Here is a 19,273-nt window from a genome sequence, read left to right as displayed (position 1 = left end):
CCCATTCATTAAAAAGTGACTTAAAACACTGTCGCTTCTTCCAGCGTAAACCTGACATTATCCTCAATCCACTTACGGCGTGGTTCGACCTTGTCACCCATGAGGACATTGACGCGGCGTTCTGCGCGTGCTAGGTCTTCGATAGTGACACGGATAAGGGTACGCGTTTCTGGGTTCATAGTTGTTTCCCAGAGTTGATCCGCATTCATCTCACCAAGACCTTTATAACGTTGGAGTGTAGCACCTTTACCAAACTGTTTGCGGAGTTCTTCTAGTTCTCCGTCCGTCCAAGCATAGGCCACTTCTTCTTTCTTGCCTTTCCCTTTTGACATCTTGTAAAGAGGCGGAAGGGCAATATAGACATGTCCTGCCTCAACTAGCGGACGCATATAACGGTAGAAAAATGTCAAGAGAAGGGTTTGAATATGGGCACCGTCGGTATCCGCATCGGTCATGATAATGATCTTATCATAGTTGGCATCTTCAATAGAGAAGTCAGCCCCCACACCCGCACCAATGGTATAAATCATGGTGTTGATTTCTTCATTTTTGAGGATATCCGACATCTTGGCCTTGGCTGTATTGATAACCTTACCACGAAGAGGTAGAATAGCCTGGAACTTGCGGTCACGGCCTTGTTTGGCAGAACCTCCGGCAGAATCTCCCTCGACTAGATAGAGTTCATTCTTAGCTGGATTCTTAGACTGAGCTGGGGTCAATTTCCCAGACAGCAAGCCCTTGTCTTTTTTATTTTTCTTACCATTTCGGCTCTCATCACGCGCCTTACGTGCCGCTTCACGAGCATCACGCGCCTTGATAGCCTTGCGGATGAGGTTAGAAGCCAATTCACCATTTTCCATAAGAAAGAAGGTCAACTTATCCGCCACAATGCCATCCACAACTGGGCGAGCTAGTGGACTTCCTAGTTTGTCCTTGGTCTGTCCTTCAAACTGGAGGTGTTCTTCAGGAACCAAGATAGAAAGAACGGCCGCTAGTCCCTCACGATAGTCTGAACCTTCAAGGTTTTTATCTTTTTCCTTGAGAAGTCCCGTCTTACGCGCATAGTCATTCATGACCTTAGTGATAGCAGACTTGAGTCCTGTCTCATGCGTTCCACCGTCCTTGGTGCGAACATTATTAACAAAGGACAAGATGTTATCTGAAAATCCATCATTGTACTGAAGCGCTACTTCCACTTGAAAACCATTGTCTTCCCCTTCAAAGTACAGAACTGGCGTCAAGGTCTCCTTGTCTTCGTTCAGATAAGAAACAAAGTCTTGTACCCCATTTTCATAGTGAAACTCAACAGACTCATCTGTGCGTTTATCCGTTAGAGACAAGGTCACATTTTTCAAGAGAAAGGCTGATTCATTAAGACGCTCTGAGATGGTATTGTACTTGAAGTCTGTCGTAGAAAAGATGGTCGCATCAGGCATAAAAGTAACCTTGGTACCTGTTTTAGACTTAGGCGCTGTACCGATTTTCTTCAAAGTCATGACAGGTTTTCCACCATTTTCAAAACGTTGCTTGTAGATTGCACCATCACGGGTGATTTCAACCTCCAGCCAACTAGACAGAGCATTTACAACAGAAGAACCAACCCCGTGGAGACCACCAGATGTCTTGTAGCCACCCTGACCGAATTTCCCTCCGGCGTGAAGAATGGTAAAGATAACCTCAACTGTTGGGATTCCCATAGCATGCATACCCGTCGGCATCCCACGACCATGGTCTTGAACCGTTAAACTGCCATCTTTATTGATGGTGACATCAATACGGTCACCAAATCCAGACAAAGCCTCATCAACTGCATTGTCGACGATTTCCCAGACTAGGTGATGGAGACCTGCCCCATCGGTCGATCCGATATACATCCCTGGACGTTTTCGAACCGCATCCAACCCTTCTAGCACCTGAATGGCGTCATCATTATAATTGTTAATATTGATTTCCTTTTTTGACACAAGGAACCTCCTATTCGTTCATCTTTACTATTCTACAAGTTTTCCAAGGATTTTGCAAAATTTTTCTTTCTCCGATGTAACAATTTCAGAAGAGATTCTCTGCCTTTCTTCTTCATTTCATGATATAATAGGAGTATGATTACAATAGTTTTATTAATCCTAGCCTATCTGCTGGGTTCGATTCCGTCTGGTCTCTGGATTGGACAAATTTTCTTTCAGACAAATCTGCGAGAGCATGGTTCTGGTAACACAGGAACAACCAATACCTTCCGCATTTTAGGCAAGAAAGCAGGTATGGCGACCTTTGTGATTGACTTTTTCAAAGGAACCCTAGCAACACTGCTTCCGATTATGTTTCATCTTCAAGGTGTTTCGCCTCTTATCTTTGGACTTTTGGCTGTCATTGGACATACCTTCCCTATCTTTGCAGGATTTAAGGGTGGTAAGGCTGTCGCAACCAGTGCGGGAGTGATTTTCGGATTTGCGCCTGTCTTCTGCCTCTACCTTGCAGTTGTTTTCTTTGGAACCCTCTATCTTGGTAGTATGATTTCGCTATCTAGTGTCACAGCATCTATCGCGGCTGTCATCGGAGTTCTACTCTTTCCACTTTTTGGTTTTATCCTGAGCAATTATGACCCTCTCTTCATCGCTATTATCTTAGCACTGGCTAGTTTGATTATCATTCGGCATAAGGATAATATCACACGTATCCAGAATAAGACTGAAAATCTTGTTCCTTGGGGATTGAACCTAACCAACCAACATCCTAAAAAATAAACGCCAGTTTGAACAGAACTGACGTTTTTTTGTATGCTTATTTTGATTTGATATAGTTGATACCATCTGCTTTTGGTGCGACTGCTTTTCCAAAGAAGGCTGCCAAGACAAGAATTGTCAAGACATAAGGTGCGATTTGAAGATAAACCGTAGGCACTCCTTGTAGGAACGGCAATTGAGATCCGATAACAGCCAAACTTTGTGAAAGTCCAAAGAAGAGACTAGATAACATAGCTCCGATTGGATTCCATTTCCCAAAGATCATCGCAGCAAGGGCGATAAATCCAGGTCCAACAATAGTTGTCACTGAGAAGTTAACTGAGATGGATTGAGCATAAATCGCTCCGCCAATTCCACCTAGGAAACCTGAAATAATAACCCCTAAATATCTCATCTTGTAGACATTGATTCCCAAGGTATCCGCTGCTTGAGGGTGTTCACCGACAGAGCGGAGACGAAGACCAAAACGGGTCTTGAAGAGGATAAACCAAGCAAGGAAAGAGAAGGCAATGGCCAGATAACCGAGTAAACTAGTTGACTTGAAGAAGATATCACCGATAACTGGAATATTGGCCAAGACTGGGAAATCAAAGCGTCCAAAAGTCTGACTTAAGTTATCTGTTTGTCCTTTATTATAAAGCACTTTCACCAAGAAAACAGCCAAGGCTGGCGCCATCAAGTTCAATACCGTACCGCTGACAACATGGTCTGCACGGAAATGAACCGTTGCTGCTGCGTGGATAATAGAGAAGAGACCACCAACCAATCCTGCTACAAGCAAGGATAACCAAGGAGTTGCTGCTCCAAATTGTTCTGCAAATTCAAGGTTAAAGACTACTCCAGAAAAGGCACCCATAACCATAATTCCTTCAAGGCCGACGTTTACCACACCACCACGTTCAGAGAAAACACCACCGATACTTGTAAAGATGAGGGGTGCTGAGTAAATCAGCATAGAAGACACCAAGAGGGTGAGCAAGGTTGTAATAGACATCTTTACTTACCTCCTTTAACTTGTTTTTTCGGTTTGACAAAGCGTTCGATAAGGTAATGAACACTGACAAAGAAGATAATAGACGCTGTTACAATGCTGACAAGCTCAGACGGTACCTGCGCCGCATTCATACCAGGGGCTCCAACTTGGAGAACACCAAATAGGAAGGCTGCAAAGAGAATACCAATTGGTGAGTTTGCCGCAAGCAGACTAACCGCCATCCCGTTAAACCCGACAGCTAATGACGCCCCCTGAACATAAACGTTCTGGAAGGTTCCAAGTCCTTCAACAGCTCCACCAAGACCTGCCAAGGCACCTGAAATAATCATTGATAGGATAATCGTTCTTTTTGCAGAAATACCAGCATATTCTGAAGCATGTGGATTAAGACCAACCGCACGGATTTCAAAACCAAGAGTTGTTTTCTTAAGCATGAACCAAATGACTGCAACGGCAATGATTGCAAAGAAAATACCAATATTCATCCGCGAGTTACCAGTTAACTCAGCCAACCAAGGTGTCTGATAGGTTGCATTAGCCCCGACACGAATCGTCGAATCTGTACTTTGCATAAAGTCTTTAGGGAAGGCATGGATAAAGGCATTCCCTACATACAATACGATGTAGTTCATCATAATGGTTACGATAACCTCTGACGTCCCTAGATAGGCTCTAAGAATACCTGGAATCGCACCGACAATCCCTCCTGCAATCAAGGCAATCACGATGGTTGCTAGAATCATCAAGGGACGTGGCATATCTGGATGCGACAAGGCAAACCAACCACTGAGAATCCAACCAGCCAAGGCCTGACCAGGAAGCCCGACGTTAAAGAAACCTGCACGACTGGCAACGGCAAAACCAAGAGCAATCAAGATTAGAGGCCCCATAGCACGGAAGATTTCTCCAATCCCACGCAGGCTACCAAAGGCTGTGTAGAACAATTCTTCGTAGCCCCAAATAGCATCATAACCGAAGATCCACATGACAATGGCTCCAAGTAAAATTCCTAGGAAGACAGAAATCAAGGGAACCGAAATTTGTTGTAATTTTTTAGACATCACTCTTCTCCTTTCCCAAGTTTCCACCAGCCATCAAGACACCAAGTTCTTGTTTATTGGTTGTTTCTGGTGATACAATACCTTGAATCTTCCCATCGTGGATAACGGCAATACGATCTGAGACGTTTAAAATCTCGTCCAATTCAAAGCTGACAACAAGGACAGCCTTGCCATTATCACGCTCTTCAATCAAGCGCTTGTGGATATATTCAATGGCACCGACATCCAACCCACGAGTTGGCTGGCTGACGATAAGGAGATCAGGATCACGATCAATTTCACGAGCAATAATTGCTTTTTGTTGATTTCCTCCTGAGAGTGCAGCTGCAGGAACAAATTCGCTGGCAGCACGAACATCAAACTCTTCCATTAGCTTTTTAGCATAAGAAGTAATATTTGAATAGTTCAAAATTCCATTTTTACTATGTGGTTCTTTATAGTAGGTTTGAAGGGCAATATTTTCAGAAATCATCATTTCCAAAATCAAGCCATCACGGTGACGGTCTTCTGGAACGTGCCCCACGCTTAGTTCAGTAATTTGTCGTGGATGCAAGCCTACAATTGAATCTCCTTTTAGCTCAATGCTACCAGATTCAACCTTGCGAAGACCTGTGATGGCTTGAATCAATTCAGATTGACCATTTCCATCAATCCCCGCAATCCCAACAATCTCTCCAGCACGAACATCCAAGGACAGATTTTTAACAGCTGGAACACCACGGTTTTCATTGACCACCAAATCTTTGATAGACATGACCACTTCTTTTGGTTGAGAGGCTTGTTTCTCTGTTTTAAAGGAAACAGAACGTCCTACCATCATTTCTGCCAAATCAGCATTGGTAGCCCCTGCGATTTCTACAGTTTCAATTGATTTCCCACGACGTATAACTGTAACGCGGTCAGAAACTGCGCGAATCTCGTCTAACTTGTGGGTGATCAAGATAATTGATTTTCCTTCTTTGACAAGATTTTTCATAATAGCCATCAACTCATCAATTTCTGATGGAGTCAAGACAGCCGTTGGTTCGTCAAAAATAAGGATATCAGCCCCCCGATAAAGGGTTTTTAAAATTTCTACACGTTGTTGGGCTCCAACTGAGATATCTGCCACCTTAGCAGAAGGATCAACAGCTAAGCCGTAACGTTCAGAAAGAGCCTTGATTTCTTTGCTAGCTCCAGCGATATCTAGCACACCATTTTTAGTCAATTCACTACCTAAAATGATGTTTTCAGCCACTGTGAAGGCTTCTACCAACATAAAGTGCTGGTGAACCATTCCAATTCCCAAGCTAGCTGCTTTAGATGGTGAGTCGAGGTTGACAACTTGACCGTTGACCGCGATTTCACCACTGGTTGGTTCAAGAAGCCCTGCTAACATGTTCATGAGCGTGGACTTACCAGCCCCATTTTCTCCTAAAAGTGCATGAATTTCACCTTTTCGTAGGTGCAGGTTGATTTTGTCGTTGGCAACAAATTCACCAAACACCTTGGTAATATCACGCATCTCAATGACATTTTCGTGTGCCATGTGCTCTTCCTTTCAGAGTCTTATTTTATTTCAATAAAACTTGCTAATTTGTCTAGTAGCAAGCTTTACTGAGACAAAATGACTTTGTCTCAACTCTTAAAAAGCGGCCGATGGCCGCTTCCTAAGAAATAACTTCCATCCATTATTTTTCAGGAACTTTTACGCTTCCATCAAGGATTTTAGCTTTAGCATCTTCGACAGCTTTTTTACCTTCTTCTGAAAGGTTTGTCACTGCCAAGTCAACCCCTTTATCTTTCAATGAGTAAACGATCACTTGACCGCCAGGGAATTCACCTTTTTCTGCCTTGTTAGAAATATCTTTTACAGTTGTACCAACTTGTTTCAAAGTAGATACAAGAACAAAGTTTGATTCTTTACCATCTTTAGAAGTGTATTTACCTTCTGCTTCTTGGTCACGGTCAACACCGATAACCCAAACTTTTTCATTTTCAGGACGGCTTTCGTTAAGTGATTTTGCTTCTGCAAAGACACCTGCACCTGTACCACCAGCTACTTGGTAAACAATATCTGCACCAGCTGCGTATTGTGCGGCTGCAATTGTTTTACCTTTAGCAGCATCACCAAATGAACCAGCGTAGTCAACTTGTACTTTGATAGATGGGTCTACTGACGCAACACCAGCCTTGAATCCTGCTTCAAAACGAGAGATAACTTCTGATTCCATACCACCTACAAAACCAACTTGTTTTGTTTTAGTTGTTTTGGCTGCAGCCACACCAGCGAGGTAACCTGACTCATTATCAGCAAATGTTACACTAGCAACATTCTTTTTATCTTTAATCACATCATCAATCAAAACATAGTTCAAATCAGTGTGCTCTTCTGCTGCATCTTTAACTGCATTGTGAAGGGCAAAACCAACACCGAAGATTAGGTTGTAACTTCCAGCCGCTTGTTGCAAGTTGTTAGCATAGTCAGCTTCACTTGTTGATTGGAAGTAAGTAAAACCTTTATCTTTTGAAAGATTGTGTTCTTTACCCCAAGCCTGCAAACCTTCCCAAGCTGATTGGTTGAATGATTTATCATCAACACCACCAGTATCAGTGACGATTGCTGCTTTTGTCTTCACATCAGAAGATGAATCTGCCTTACGAGAAGAGCGGTTACCACATGCAGCAAGTCCAACTGCTGCCACTGCAACTAGACCAAGGCCTAGCCATTGTTTCTTGTTCATTACTGAACCTCCTAAATAAGATGTGCAACGATGTTGCAAGTATGGATTGGTTGGCCACAAGGACCGTGCCACTCAAAGAGCGACTCAGACTAATTTAAGTCTGTAAAAGAGTATGGAAGTAACTCCCCGACCGTCATCTCGACCGTCGATTTATCTTTTGCGACTAAGGTCACTTTTAGATCTTGTTCAAAAAATTCGACCATTACTTGGCGACAAGCACCACATGGTGAGATTGGTTTTTCAGTTTGACCATAGACAATCAATTCTGAAAATTCTCTTTGTCCTTCAGATACAGCCTTAAAAACGGCTGTTCTCTCACCGCAATTGGTCAAAGGATAGCTAGCATTTTCGATATTCACTCCCGTGTAAACACTTCCGTCTTTTGCCACTAAAACTGCTCCGATAGGAAAGTTAGAATAGGGGACATAGGCATGTTTGCTGGTTTCAATTGCCAGTTCAATCAACTCAGTAGTCGCCATCTGCCAATTCTCCTTTTAGAATTGCTACCCCAGCTGACGTTCCGATACGGGTCGCCCCAGCTTCCACAAAGGCAAGAGCATCTGCATAAGAACGAGCTCCGCCAGCAGCCTTGACACCCATTTCAGATCCAACTGTTTCACGCATCAATTTGACATCTGCTATCGTAGCACCACCAGTTGAAAAGCCAGTAGATGTTTTAACAAAATCAGCTCCAGCTTTTTGAGCTAATTGGCAAGCCACAACTTTTTCTTGGTCGGTCAGCAGACATGCTTCAATAATGACTTTTACTAACTTGTCACCACTTGCTTCCACTACTGCACGAATATCAGACTCAACCAAGGCTAAATCACCTGATTTGAGAGCCCCAACATTGATCACCATATCAATCTCATCTGCACCATTTTGGATAGCTTCTTTTGTCTCAAGTGCTTTCACAGTTGAAGTTGTTGCTCCCAAGGGGAAACCTACTACTGTGCAGACCTTGACATCTGTGCCTTCAAGCCTTTTTTTAGCATGTTCAACCCAGGTCGGATTAACGCAAACACTGGCAAAATCATACTCTCTAGCTTCAGACAACAAACAATCAATTTGATTTTCTGTTGCATCTTGTTTTAAAAGCGTATGATCGATATATTTGTTTAATTTCATATTCGGATTCTCCTGCGGTTTATGAGATAATTTCTATAATTTCTCGTAAACTTTGCACCCTATCATTTATTCTAACATATTTTTGAAAATCTGTAACTAGCTGAGGAGAAATTTTTCCATTTGTGTATACTTTTGCAACAATTTCTCCCTTTTGAACGGAATCTCCAACTTTCTTTTCAAAAACAATTCCTGTTTCATAGTCCAAGGCATCAGACTTGACTGCACGGCCTGCCCCCAGTCTCATAGCATAAAGCCCAAATTCCATAGCTGGAAGAGCTGAAATGACACCCGTTTCCTGAGCAGGGATTTCCACCACATGGGCTACATTGACAGGACGATAGAGGTCTTCCAAGTCTCCACCTTGGGCTTGGACCATCTCCTCAAACTTAGCCAGTGCTTGACCATTTTCAAGATGTTTGCGAACTTCTTCAACTGTTTTATTTACATTTGCCAGGCCAAGCATAATTTGAGCCAATTCGCATATAAAATGGGTAATATCCTGACGGCCTTGCCCTTGTAAAATCTCCAATGCTTCAAGGATCTCCAGACGATTTCCAATCGCTCGTCCCAAGGGCTGACTCATATCCGTAATCACTGCTACTGTTTTTCTACCAACTGCCTTACCAAGTTCCACCATGGTTTGAGCCAATTCACGCGCCTCATCAACCGTCTTCATGAAGGCCCCCTCACCGACAGTCACGTCTAGCAAAATAGCATCCGCTCCTGCCGCAATTTTCTTGCTCATCACCGAACTCGCAATCAAAGGGATCGTGTCAACAGTTGCGGTCACATCACGTAGGGCGTAGAGAAGCTTATCCGCTTTGACCAGCTGGTCTGATTGCCCAATGACAGATACACCAATATCCTGAACCTGACGAATAAAATCTTCTTGACTGCGCTCGACTTGATAGCCCTTGATTGATTCTAACTTATCAATCGTTCCACCCGTATGGCCGAGACCACGACCACTCATTTTTGCCACAGGTACACCGAAGCTAGCAACAAGGGGAGCCAAAATCAAGGTCACCTTATCACCAACACCACCCGTAGAATGCTTGTCAACCTTAACCCCATAAATAGCTGATAAATCAAACTCTTGACCTGTCTGAACCATTTTCATAGTTAGGTCAGAGATTTCTCGAGTCGTCATTCCTTTGAAATAAACAGCCATAGCAAAGGCAGACATCTGATAATCAGGGACAGTTCCTGACACATAGCCTTCAACTAACCACTCAATTTCACTCGAAGTCAGTTCTTGACCATCTCGTTTCTTTTGGATTAAATCAACTGCTCTCATTCTTTCACACTTCTAAGGATATAATATCCCTTATTTTTTTTGACGATTTCACAATTCCCAAACACATCTTCCATCTTTGACTTAGCACTTGGAGCCCCTTGTTTTTTCTGGATAACGATTGTCAAATCCCCACCAGTTTCCAAGAAATCTTTACTTTTCTCAATGATTTCATGAACCACTTGCTTGCCCGCACGAATAGGAGGATTAGAAATGACATGGTCAAATTTCCCTTTAACTTGTTCATAGATGTTGGACTGGAAAATCGTCGCTTCTACTTTATTTCGTTCAGCATTTTGTCGCGCCAAATCCAAGGCACGATTATTGATATCGACCATGGTCGCCTGAACTTCATAAGCCTTAACCAAGGACAAGCCCAGAGGCCCATAACCACAGCCTACATCAAGGACAGTTTCTCCTTGGTTGACCTCAAGACACTTGAGCAAGAGTTGACTCCCAAAATCAATCATTTTCTTGCTAAAAACACCCGCATCCGTCAAAAAGGTCATTTTTTCTCCCAACAAGTTCACTCTCAACTCATGAATGTCGTGAGCAGCGTCAGGATTTTCTGCATAATACATTTTACTCATGAAACTATTTTACCATAATTTGACTTAAATTGTAAATCGTTTACAAATTGATAATAAAACGAAAAAGACTGAAGAAAGCTAGTAAGTAAAACATTTTCTTCAATCTCTTTCAACTTTTATAAACGAATGACAAGCCATTGGGAGCTATAAGGTATCACAGTCAAGATAAAACAACAAATTTATTGTCTATAATCAAGCGCATTTTTATTACGATCGCTTAACCTTACAATACTTTATTATTAACAAAATTCCCAACAAAATGTTTAGATAAAAGCCCAACTGATACGTTTTTGTCAGGAATTCCAAACTTGTCCAAAGTCGTACCAAATCTTCTAGCGACATACGGAAAAGATACCCTTCAGTAGCAATCCATAGAACTAAAAAGAAATAACTACCAGCAGCAAGCCATTTCATCCACCGTTTTTTTAGGAAGAAAGCAATCAAGAGCGAACAGATAAAGATAGCTGTTACAATGGCATGTTCCATCAAAAAAGTAAAACCGTAATAGGTTTCCACAAAACGTCTACCATTATCCGCATTGGCTCCTTTTAAAAAAGGTAGTGCAAAACTTAAAATAAAACAAAGTTCCAATATATAACGTTTTAAGATTTTCATAGTACACCTCCTATAAGTTCTAACCCTCAAAGCCCCCTTTATTAGCTTATAAATCAGTAGAAAGTAGCTCCTACTTCATCTATAAATTGGTCAACCTCTATCTACCTCTATTATACGATATTGGCTTACTATCATCAAGAAACCGCTTTATTTTTTTAGCTTTTTATGGTATGATAGACAAAATATCTAGGGGAAAACAAATGACCAACGAATTTTTACATTTTGAAAAAATCAGCCGCCAGACTTGGCAATCGTTACATCGAAAGACAACACCTCCTTTGACAGAAGAGGAATTAGAATCCATCAAGAGTTTTAATGACCAGATTAGCTTGCAGGATGTTACCGATGTCTATCTCCCCCTAGCCCATCTCATCCAGATTTACAAGCGTACCAAGGATGATTTGGCCTTTTCAAAAGGAATTTTCCTTCAACGTGAAAGCAAATCCCAGCCTTTTATCATTGGGGTTTCTGGGAGTGTTGCCGTTGGAAAATCCACAACTAGTCGCCTACTTCAAATCCTACTGTCCCGTACACTTACAGATGCTAGGGTTGAATTGGTAACAACTGACGGCTTTCTCTATCCCAACCAGACCTTGATTGAACAAGGGATTTTAAATCGCAAGGGATTTCCTGAAAGCTATGATATGGAAGCTCTTCTCAACTTCCTGGATCACATCAAAAATGGACAAGATGTAGATATTCCTGTCTATTCTCATGAAGTCTACGACATCGTACCCGAGGAAAAGCAAAGCGTCAAAGCTGCTGATTTTGTCATTGTTGAGGGAATAAATGTCTTTCAAAATCCACAAAACGAGCGTCTCTATATCACCGACTTCTTTGACTTTTCCATCTATGTTGATGCTGCAGTCGATGACATCGAGAGTTGGTATCTGGACCGTTTCTTGAAAATGCTGAGCCTAGCCCAAAACGACCCTGATAGCTACTATTATCGTTTTACTCAAATGCCGATTGGGGAAGTGGAATCCTTTGCACATCAAGTCTGGACCAGTATCAATCTCACAAATCTACAAAATTATATTGAACCAACCAGAAATCGTGCAGAAGTGATTCTTCATAAAACAAAGAACCATGAAATCGATGAAATTTACTTAAAAAAATAATTTTCCCTTGTCAAAACGTAAGTTTTCAGATATAATGGTATAGTTAGTAAATATGGAGGTAAGAACATTGGCAAACATTAAATCAGCTATCAAACGCGCTGAATTGAACGTTAAACAAAACGAAAAGAACTCAGCTCAAAAATCAGCTATGCGTACTGCTATCAAAGCTTTCGAAGCAAACCCATCTGAAGAACTTTTCCGTGCTGCTAGCTCAGCTATCGATAAAGCAGAAACTAAAGGTTTGATTCACAAAAACAAAGCAAGCCGCGATAAAGCTCGTCTTTCAGCTAAACTTGCTAAATAAGAAACAGTCCATAGAGGCTGTTTTTTTGTCCCAAAATAGGAAAAGGTAGAAAATGAAAATCGCAATTATCGGATATTCTGGTGCTGGTAAGTCAACTCTAGCAGAAAAGTTGTCTCACTACTACTCCATCCCAAAACTTCACATGGACACACTCCAATTTCAACCTGGTTGGCAAGACAGCGACCGTGAATGGATGTTGGATGAGATGAAAAATTTTCTCACCAAGCATGAAGCCTGGGTCATCGATGGGAATTATTCTTGGTGTTATTACGAAGAAAGAATGCAGGAAGCTGACCAAATCATCTTTCTTAATTTTTCGCCATTAACCTGTCTCTTTCGAGCCTTTAAACGTTATCTCACATACCGAGGCAAGGTCAGAGAAAGTATGGCGGCTGGTTGTCAAGAACAATTTAATTGGGAGTTTATCCGATGGATTCTCTGGGATGGACGGAGCAAATCCGCTAAGGAACGCTACAAGTGGATTCAAAAAAACTATCCATATAAAGTGGTCATCCTCAGATCACAAAAAGAGATATACCAATTTCTAGATAAGAAAAGGAAGTCCTCCAATTCATAAAGAAGGACTTCCTTTTTGGCTATAATTATTCTGCAATCAAGGTTTCCAAACCAACCTTCATCATATCGGTGAAGGTATTTTGGCGTTCTTCTGCAGTTGTGTCTTCTTCTGGATTGACCAAGCTATCAGAAATGGTCATGATAGCAAGGGCGTCAACATGGTATTGAGCTGCCAGATAGTAAAGTGCTGCTGCTTCCATTTCCACAGCCTTGACTCCCCATTTACCAAGCTCGATGTTCTTTTCAAAGTAGTTTGAATAAAAGACATCAGATGATAAAACGTTCCCAACGTGGATTGTCATACCAAGTTCTTTAGCGATATGGTAGGCCTTATCCAACAAATCAAAGCTAGCGATTTGTGGGAAATCGTACTGTGGCCAGTCATTACGAACTATGTTTGAGTTAGTTGCAGCTGCCTGCGCCAAAACCAATTCACGGACGTGAACGTCTTCATTCAAAGAACCGGCAGTTCCCACACGGATCAATTTTTTCACATCGTAGTCAACAATCAACTCACGCGCATAAATCGAAATAGATGGCATCCCCATCCCAGTTCCCATAACAGATACACGGTGGCCCTTGTAAGTACCAGTGTAGCCAAACATGTTACGCACTTCGTTAAAACAAACAGCATCTTCAAGGAAATTCTCCGCAATAAATTTAGCACGAAGAGGATCCCCAGGAAGAAGAATTTTATCAGCAATTTCACCCTGCTGAGCAGCAATATGGATAGACATAATTTATGATACAAAGAGCGACAAGAAAACGACTGAAAATTAGGAATCTGACGAGAAGTCCTGATTTCTCAGTCAGATTATCTATTTTCCGAGTTTTCCGCTCGTGTTCAATTAGAACACCTCACTCTACCTTTCTTTTTTTATATTAAGGATAGCGACAGACAACAAAGTAAAAATAGGAAACTGACGAAGCATCTCCGATGCTAGACAGTTTATCTTTTTTACACAGTTCTCCGCTCGTATTCAGTTCAATGAATACAGTTAACCCATCCTTTCTGTATTCTAAAATTTATAATCAGAAAGATACCAAACCCGTCAAAAAGCAAAGGGAAAATAGGAGTTGGGTGCAGTGAGCGATGCTCGCTAGACCAACTATCTTTTTCCCACTGCTTTTAGGGTGGGTTCAATTCCTTTCTTTCTTAATTTTGATGATATTGAGAAGATTAGATCGGCTTCAATTCAAACCCGAACTCCCCTTCTCTTCTGAGTTTTTAGAAAAGTTTTCCGCTCGTGTTCAAATCAGAACACACGCTCTACCTTTCTTTTTTTATTTTTATATTTCATAGCTAGGAAAAATCGGATTCAATCATGACTCCGATAAGCCTACTTCTTTTTTATTTCAAACAGTTATTGATAAACTGACAATAGTTTTTAATCTTTTAAGTTAAATCCTTAACTAGAAGAAATGAGCATTCCCTACCTAATTACTTTATTCTTTGACTTCTGACACAGTATGCTAGCCCAAGGAAAGCGGTCTAACATTTTTGCAAATTCATAGGCTAAAACAGCTGTTACTAAGAGATACGGAAGAGAATCTATACCTAGCTCAGTGAAACCTATTACTAATCCAGTTGCAGACCAGGGAGCCCTCAAGGTCACAGACAAAAAGCAAACAGATCCCATAAGCAAAATGCTTGGCTGGCTATCCCCACCTAGAATCATTCCAAAGAGAGCAGCTCCAGCCATCCCCAAGGCAAAAGATGGCGTAAGTGTACCACCATAGGCCCCTGCCCACAGAGTAATAAGAACGACCAGTGCTTTTAGGATAAACAAGAGGAATACTGTTTTGCCATTGCTACCATTCAATACTTCCTGAGCCATCATACGTCCATTTCCAAGTAGATGTGGAAAATAACTTGCCAACCCAGTAAGAAAAAGAAAAGCTGAAGGCAATGTGAGAAGTATTCGTTTATCTTTTATTCTGTTTGAAGACGCTGCCTTACTTAAGTGACCAAAAAGCCAAGCTAGTGGGATTAAGAAAAGAAGTAATAAGGGAATATTCCATATTTCCTTTAATGACCATGTGATGGCTGGAATCTGATAAAGAGCCTGATCTGAAATAACCCAGCCTGCTATATAGGTTGAGACATAGGTAGCCAAACCGACTAAGACAAATCGTTTAATAGATAGAGCAATTCCTAGGGTTTCAAAAACAAAGAAGACACTTGTTAATGGAACCTGATAAACAGCCGCTAAACCAGCACCAGCACCACAAGCAAGGAGAAAGACTTGATCCTTCTTAGAGAGAGAACATATTTTTCCAATTGGTCCTGCAAATAGAGTTCCAATCTCTCGTGGCGCAGCTTCTTTACCAATAGGTGCTCCCCCTCCAACTGCAATAATCTGCCAAATTGAATGAAATAGATGTTTTAAAAAATGAAGTTTGTATTGTGAATTCTCATCCTTCATCTGTGCTTTAATGGAAAAAATCTGTGATTCTTTTTGCAAGAAATACCAGACCAAGGATGAGCTGACACCTACGATTATTAAACTTAATCCTATCCGCGATGAGGAAACTCCATCTGTCAAGAATACAGTTTGATGCTCTGATTGACCAAAAGCTATCCCCTCTATCATCTTTAAAAGATAATGTAACAAAATACCAGATAAACCTGAAACTATTCCTTGCAAAATGACTGCTAGGAATAATTTAAGATTATAAGGGATTTTCTGAAAAATACTCCTCAATTCTTTTAACATAGTAATAATTCAGCAAAAACGGTTTTAAGTAAGCCTTTAAAATCACCTTTAACACACTCAGTCACTTCTATAACCTCTCCGTGGTTAATCTCTTCTTTGAAACCAGTAGTATAGTTAGTAATACATAAACTTCCTAGAAGTTTCAAACCTAAGTAGGCTACAACAATAACTTCAGGAGCAGTTGACATTCCGACCACATCTGTTCCAAGCATCTTATAGGTACGAATTTCTACTCGTGTTCAAATCCAAACACGCGCTCTACCTTTCTGTTTATACTCTTCGAAAATCTCTTCAAACCACGTCAACGTCGCCTTGCCGTAGGTATGGTTACTGACTTCGTCAGTTCTATCCACTACCTCAAAACAGTGTTTTGAGCTGACTTCGTCAGTTATATCTACAACCTCAAAGCAGTGCTTTGAGCAGCCTGCGGCTAGTTTCCTAGTTTGCTCTTTGATTTTCATTGAGTATTCATTTTGTTCTTTCACAGAGAGCTACCTGAGTTCTATTCAAGCTCAGGTAGTACTTTCTTATAAACTAGACAAACTAACTGTCATTGTACCATCATATTACAAGACATCATCGTCACTCACCTTGGAATTCAATGTCGTACCCCAATGAGTGATTTTTCTATGTGGTTGGGCGAGAAGAGGTCTGTTATCATAGATTGTTTGCCATCTATTCCAGATAAGACCTGTTCTCTTTTCGATCTTAATTCGCAGATTTCTCATATTTTCTTTAATTGGGAGGTTGAGGACAAAACCTGCAGTCTGATTACGTCCATTTCCTTCCCAAGAATGACTGCGAACAACTGAATGACCATTTTTATCTACTGTAACTTCTTCCCAAGTTATAGAATAGCGTGCAATGTAAGCTCCACTATGCTGAATAGTTAAGGTCTTATCTTTTACAGGAGTGTAATTTAACACTTGTACTGGCTTAGAAGTTGGTGTTGTTACAGCATTCTTAGCTATAAATCGAAACACTTCTACTTCAGCAAGACTGAGGGCTTGATTGTTCTTACGTAGTTGTACACGAACACGGCGTCCCAACTTGCCATCCAACTGAAGATCTAGATGATTTCCTTCTAAACGAGAAACATATTTTCTAGTAATTTCTTTCCCTTTTTCATCGTATAAAATCACATCAAAATCTGCCAAACGTTTGGAAAGTTCGCCATCTCCACGATTATAAAGACGGACAAGTCCTACCTGTTCTGTACGACCCAAATCAACTTCCCACCAAGGCTGATTTTCAAATTTTGTATGAGTAATTGATTGCTGGCTGTAGTTACTATTGGTATTTCCATCTAGAGCACGACTAGCATCTCCTCCAAACTCGGTAGAACTTTGGCGTGCTTGCTTTTTCCATGCGATATTCTCAGCACGCAAGACTTGAACTTCTGCGAGACTGAGAGCATTGTAACCATCTAACTCAATACGGACAAAACGAGCTTTTTTATAGTCAATTGCAATTTGTGCAGAGATATCTTTCAGAGATGCAATGCGCTTTCTTTCAATTTCTTTTCCAGAACTATCTAAAAGAATCACATTAAAATTGGTAAGCCTATCCTGAGCAGTATCTGTTCGATTATAGATATTGATTTGACGAATCGTTTCTTCCTTGTCTAAATCGACTTGCCACCAAGGCTTAGATTGAAACTCTGTATGCGTTACAGAATGATGAGCATAATTCCCATCAACTTTTCCATCTACAGCCCTTCTAGCGTCACCTCCAAAAGCTGTCGAACTTTGGGTAACCCGTTTCCCTAGAGCTATATTTTCAAGAGGTTCAGCGCTTGGTTGACTAGATGACAGAGGGAGTTGTTGTTTCTTAAAGAAAGAAATTTTTTCCAGTTTTGGATCACGGTAACCCTGCTTGTCCAATGTTGTTCGTTTTCCAATATTAAAGTTTGGAATATCATTCATGCGACTTTCAAAATAGCCACGCGAACGGTGTTTAACATTGGCGCTTCCTGTAGATGTCACCACATCACTATCATTTTGTAGCACAGATGTAACCACATTGTCATTATCCACTACATAATGTTTAATTTTTCCATTTACAGCAAGCTTCCGACTTTCTAGTCCTACATCCCAGAAACCATTTTTGGCATTCCAGATTGTCCTTGAAGTAATGACCTTAGGCGCATTAAATGTTGTCACTTTTTTCAAAACATTGTTATAAAAAGTAGGATATTTCTGATAGGCTTCAACTGCTGCTATTTGAGCTAAGTAACCTCCTAGCGAATGACCTGTCATATACAGATTGGTAATGCTGGAATCCTGCGCCAATTCTTTTACCACATTACGGATATCATCCGCTTGTGCAGGTTTATTTCCTCCTAGCAAGGTCAAGTCCGTTCTCAAATCTTTGGCATCATTCAGTCTTGTCCCACGTATAGCCAACATTTGAACAGTATTGTCTTTTAAATAAGGAAAATCACTCTTAGTTTCAAATAGATAAGCATCCAAACCACTAGCTGTATGGTAAGCTTTTTTCATCTTCCAAAACGGGGCCAACTCATTGTGCATCATCTTATATTCTTGACGATTCAAGTAGAGACTCGGAAATGGATTTTTATGATCTAGAATTTTTTCGATATAGTCATCATCACGATAGGATAACTCCATAAAGAGAAGAGCATCTCGATCTGTAACATACCATTGTTTCTTATTATCATCTTCCCCATCTGCTAATCCGTCTCCATCACTGTCTGCCAGTAATGGATGACTGTTATATCCTAAATAGTCCTTACCATCTTTACGATAAACATAAAGCTCATCCTTATTTTTGATACCATCCTGATCGTCATCACCTTCTAAATCAAGGACTTTTTCACCATAAAGAGAATTGTCAAGCAAATCATTTTCTGAGTGCAGTTCCCCTTTTGAGATTTTCAAAAGATCTTCTGCTGTCACAGGACGAGAAGTTGTAGACTCATCCTTTACATTTTCCTCTTTATTCACTTCTTCAGGAACTAGAGCAGGCTCTGTTTTATGGGATTCCAGCTTTTCTTCTTCCTTCTGATTTTTAAGGACTTCTTTTGTTTCCGGAGCTGGTTGGATAACTGCCACTCTTTCCTCTATAAGAGGCGTTTCCTGTTTTTTTTCAGTATTTTCTAGTTTTGTCGGACTATCCGTTGCATTTACTACTAGAGGAGTTTCGTTTTTCACAACTGGACTTCCTTCATTGGCAGAAATTCCTGTCGGTGCTAAAAAAGCAAAGCCAACTGCAACAGATACAACTCCGATACTTAATTTTTTTATGCCAAAACGCATTATTTGGTGACCGATTTTCATTCTTTTCTAACTTTCTTTTATTTTCCCCTATTTACCAATAATTGATAAATAAGCATGTGATAAATTTTTACTAAAGATATAGTAGTTGATTGGATTTTTGTTCATCTTTT

18 protein-coding genes and 1 pseudogene are annotated in these 19,273 nt (G+C 40.8%); 4 read left to right on the top strand and 15 right to left on the bottom strand.

Annotation, left to right across the window (positions count from 1 at the left end; translation table 11 throughout):
* Window positions 1-20: 20 nt before the first annotated feature.
* Window positions 21-1,964, bottom strand: coding sequence for a DNA topoisomerase IV subunit B (gene parE, locus ACN076_RS05030; protein WP_261052469.1), 1,944 nt, complete (start codon window positions 1,962-1,964; stop codon window positions 21-23).
* A gap of 135 nt (window positions 1,965-2,099) precedes the next feature.
* On the opposite strand from parE, the gene plsY reads away from it, so the two are divergent.
* Entirely contained in the window at window positions 2,100-2,741 is a 642-nt protein-coding gene (plsY, locus tag ACN076_RS05025) for a glycerol-3-phosphate 1-O-acyltransferase PlsY (RefSeq protein ID WP_101776742.1), read from the top strand.
* 37 nt (window positions 2,742-2,778) lie between these two features.
* Here plsY and ACN076_RS05020 read toward each other — a convergent pair whose 3' ends face one another.
* The 9 genes from ACN076_RS05020 to ACN076_RS04980 form a co-directional block, all read right to left on the bottom strand.
* Entirely contained in the window at window positions 2,779-3,735 is a 957-nt protein-coding gene (locus ACN076_RS05020; RefSeq protein WP_033677420.1) for an ABC transporter permease, read from the bottom strand.
* Between the two features lie 2 nt (window positions 3,736-3,737).
* The gene (locus ACN076_RS05015) at window positions 3,738-4,796 is read right to left on the bottom strand and encodes an ABC transporter permease (RefSeq protein ID WP_261052452.1); all 1,059 of its coding nucleotides are present in this window, start codon (window positions 4,794-4,796) and stop codon (window positions 3,738-3,740) included.
* Window positions 4,789-6,324: an ABC transporter ATP-binding protein gene (locus ACN076_RS05010; RefSeq protein WP_101784721.1), complete on the bottom strand. Its 1,536-nt coding sequence runs from the start codon at window positions 6,322-6,324 to the stop codon at window positions 4,789-4,791. The genes ACN076_RS05015 and ACN076_RS05010 overlap by 8 nt, the downstream gene beginning before the upstream one ends.
* Before the next feature lie 142 nt (window positions 6,325-6,466).
* Complete coding sequence (locus ACN076_RS05005; protein WP_101784719.1) at window positions 6,467-7,519, bottom strand: BMP family lipoprotein; 1,053 nt, start codon at window positions 7,517-7,519, stop codon at window positions 6,467-6,469.
* Between the two features lie 89 nt (window positions 7,520-7,608).
* Complete coding sequence (locus ACN076_RS05000; protein WP_101784717.1) at window positions 7,609-7,998, bottom strand: cytidine deaminase; 390 nt, start codon at window positions 7,996-7,998, stop codon at window positions 7,609-7,611.
* Window positions 7,985-8,647 carry a deoxyribose-phosphate aldolase gene (gene deoC, locus ACN076_RS04995; protein ID WP_101784705.1) on the bottom strand — a complete coding sequence of 221 codons (663 nt, stop codon included), beginning with the start codon at window positions 8,645-8,647 and terminating at the stop codon, window positions 7,985-7,987. The genes ACN076_RS05000 and deoC overlap by 14 nt, the downstream gene beginning before the upstream one ends.
* A gap of 19 nt (window positions 8,648-8,666) precedes the next feature.
* Complete coding sequence (locus ACN076_RS04990; RefSeq protein WP_101784703.1) at window positions 8,667-9,944, bottom strand: pyrimidine-nucleoside phosphorylase; 1,278 nt, start codon at window positions 9,942-9,944, stop codon at window positions 8,667-8,669.
* Complete coding sequence (locus tag ACN076_RS04985; protein ID WP_101784701.1) at window positions 9,941-10,531, bottom strand: class I SAM-dependent methyltransferase; 591 nt, start codon at window positions 10,529-10,531, stop codon at window positions 9,941-9,943. The genes ACN076_RS04990 and ACN076_RS04985 overlap by 4 nt, the downstream gene beginning before the upstream one ends.
* 207 nt (window positions 10,532-10,738) lie before the next feature.
* The gene (locus tag ACN076_RS04980) at window positions 10,739-11,146 is read right to left on the bottom strand and encodes a hypothetical protein (RefSeq protein WP_101784699.1); all 408 of its coding nucleotides are present in this window, start codon (window positions 11,144-11,146) and stop codon (window positions 10,739-10,741) included.
* A 200-nt stretch (window positions 11,147-11,346) separates the two neighbouring features.
* On the opposite strand from ACN076_RS04980, the gene coaA reads away from it, so the two are divergent.
* From coaA to ACN076_RS04965, 3 genes are all read left to right on the top strand, one after another.
* Window positions 11,347-12,267, top strand: coding sequence for a type I pantothenate kinase (gene coaA / locus ACN076_RS04975; protein ID WP_020902939.1), 921 nt, complete (start codon window positions 11,347-11,349; stop codon window positions 12,265-12,267).
* 67 nt (window positions 12,268-12,334) lie between these two features.
* The gene (gene rpsT / locus ACN076_RS04970) at window positions 12,335-12,571 is read left to right on the top strand and encodes a 30S ribosomal protein S20 (protein WP_001274000.1); all 237 of its coding nucleotides are present in this window, start codon (window positions 12,335-12,337) and stop codon (window positions 12,569-12,571) included.
* 52 nt (window positions 12,572-12,623) lie between these two features.
* Window positions 12,624-13,148, top strand: a complete 525-nt coding sequence (locus ACN076_RS04965) for a DNA topology modulation protein (RefSeq protein WP_203175488.1) — start codon at window positions 12,624-12,626, stop codon at window positions 13,146-13,148.
* A gap of 25 nt (window positions 13,149-13,173) precedes the next feature.
* On the opposite strand, the gene deoD is transcribed toward ACN076_RS04965, so the two are convergent.
* From deoD to ACN076_RS04940, 5 genes and pseudogenes are all read right to left on the bottom strand, one after another.
* Window positions 13,174-13,884 (bottom strand): purine-nucleoside phosphorylase, encoded by a 711-nt coding sequence (deoD, locus tag ACN076_RS04960; protein WP_420790238.1) that lies wholly within the window; start codon window positions 13,882-13,884, stop codon window positions 13,174-13,176.
* A 696-nt stretch (window positions 13,885-14,580) separates the two neighbouring features.
* Window positions 14,581-15,864: a chloride channel protein gene (locus tag ACN076_RS04955; protein WP_420790237.1), complete on the bottom strand. Its 1,284-nt coding sequence runs from the start codon at window positions 15,862-15,864 to the stop codon at window positions 14,581-14,583.
* Window positions 15,858-16,103, bottom strand: a pseudogene (locus tag ACN076_RS04950) (purine-nucleoside phosphorylase); the annotation flags it as partial. The pseudogene ACN076_RS04950 and the gene ACN076_RS04955, both read right to left, overlap by 7 nt.
* Window positions 16,104-16,349, bottom strand: coding sequence for a hypothetical protein (locus ACN076_RS04945; protein WP_258318540.1), 246 nt, complete (start codon window positions 16,347-16,349; stop codon window positions 16,104-16,106).
* Window positions 16,350-16,430: 81 nt separating this feature from the next.
* On the bottom strand, window positions 16,431-19,163 hold the full coding sequence (locus tag ACN076_RS04940) for a thiol-activated cytolysin C-terminal domain-containing protein (RefSeq protein WP_420790236.1): 2,733 nt from the start codon (window positions 19,161-19,163) through the stop codon (window positions 16,431-16,433).
* Window positions 19,164-19,273 lie beyond the last annotated feature (110 nt).

Source organism: Streptococcus sp. K0074, from assembly GCF_048843365.1.
GTDB classification, from domain to species: domain Bacteria; phylum Bacillota; class Bacilli; order Lactobacillales; family Streptococcaceae; genus Streptococcus; species Streptococcus mitis_BM.
The sequence above is the reverse complement of the archived record's forward strand: the minus strand, read 5'-3'. Positions and strand labels throughout refer to the sequence as shown.

What these genes read in the sequence shown, in the direction of transcription:
- ACN076_RS04990 (WP_101784703.1), bottom strand. Translation starts at nt 9,944, where the DNA reads ATGAGAGCAGTTGATTTAATCCAAAAGAAACGAGATGGTCAAGAACTG.
- ACN076_RS04980 (WP_101784699.1), bottom strand. Translation starts at nt 11,146, where the DNA reads ATGAAAATCTTAAAACGTTATATATTGGAACTTTGTTTTATTTTAAGT.
- ACN076_RS05020 (WP_033677420.1), bottom strand. Translation starts at nt 3,735, where the DNA reads ATGTCTATTACAACCTTGCTCACCCTCTTGGTGTCTTCTATGCTGATT.
- ACN076_RS04955 (WP_420790237.1), bottom strand. Translation starts at nt 15,864, where the DNA reads ATGTTAAAAGAATTGAGGAGTATTTTTCAGAAAATCCCTTATAATCTT.
- ACN076_RS04965 (WP_203175488.1), top strand. Translation starts at nt 12,624, where the DNA reads ATGAAAATCGCAATTATCGGATATTCTGGTGCTGGTAAGTCAACTCTA.
- ACN076_RS04985 (WP_101784701.1), bottom strand. Translation starts at nt 10,531, where the DNA reads ATGAGTAAAATGTATTATGCAGAAAATCCTGACGCTGCTCACGACATT.
- ACN076_RS04940 (WP_420790236.1), bottom strand. Translation starts at nt 19,163, where the DNA reads ATGAAAATCGGTCACCAAATAATGCGTTTTGGCATAAAAAAATTAAGT.
- plsY (WP_101776742.1), top strand. Translation starts at nt 2,100, where the DNA reads ATGATTACAATAGTTTTATTAATCCTAGCCTATCTGCTGGGTTCGATT.
- coaA (WP_020902939.1), top strand. Translation starts at nt 11,347, where the DNA reads ATGACCAACGAATTTTTACATTTTGAAAAAATCAGCCGCCAGACTTGG.
- deoC (WP_101784705.1), bottom strand. Translation starts at nt 8,647, where the DNA reads ATGAAATTAAACAAATATATCGATCATACGCTTTTAAAACAAGATGCA.
- ACN076_RS05015 (WP_261052452.1), bottom strand. Translation starts at nt 4,796, where the DNA reads ATGTCTAAAAAATTACAACAAATTTCGGTTCCCTTGATTTCTGTCTTC.
- deoD (WP_420790238.1), bottom strand. Translation starts at nt 13,884, where the DNA reads ATGTCTATCCATATTGCTGCTCAGCAGGGTGAAATTGCTGATAAAATT.
- ACN076_RS05005 (WP_101784719.1), bottom strand. Translation starts at nt 7,519, where the DNA reads ATGAACAAGAAACAATGGCTAGGCCTTGGTCTAGTTGCAGTGGCAGCA.
- ACN076_RS05010 (WP_101784721.1), bottom strand. Translation starts at nt 6,324, where the DNA reads ATGGCACACGAAAATGTCATTGAGATGCGTGATATTACCAAGGTGTTT.
- ACN076_RS05000 (WP_101784717.1), bottom strand. Translation starts at nt 7,998, where the DNA reads ATGGCGACTACTGAGTTGATTGAACTGGCAATTGAAACCAGCAAACAT.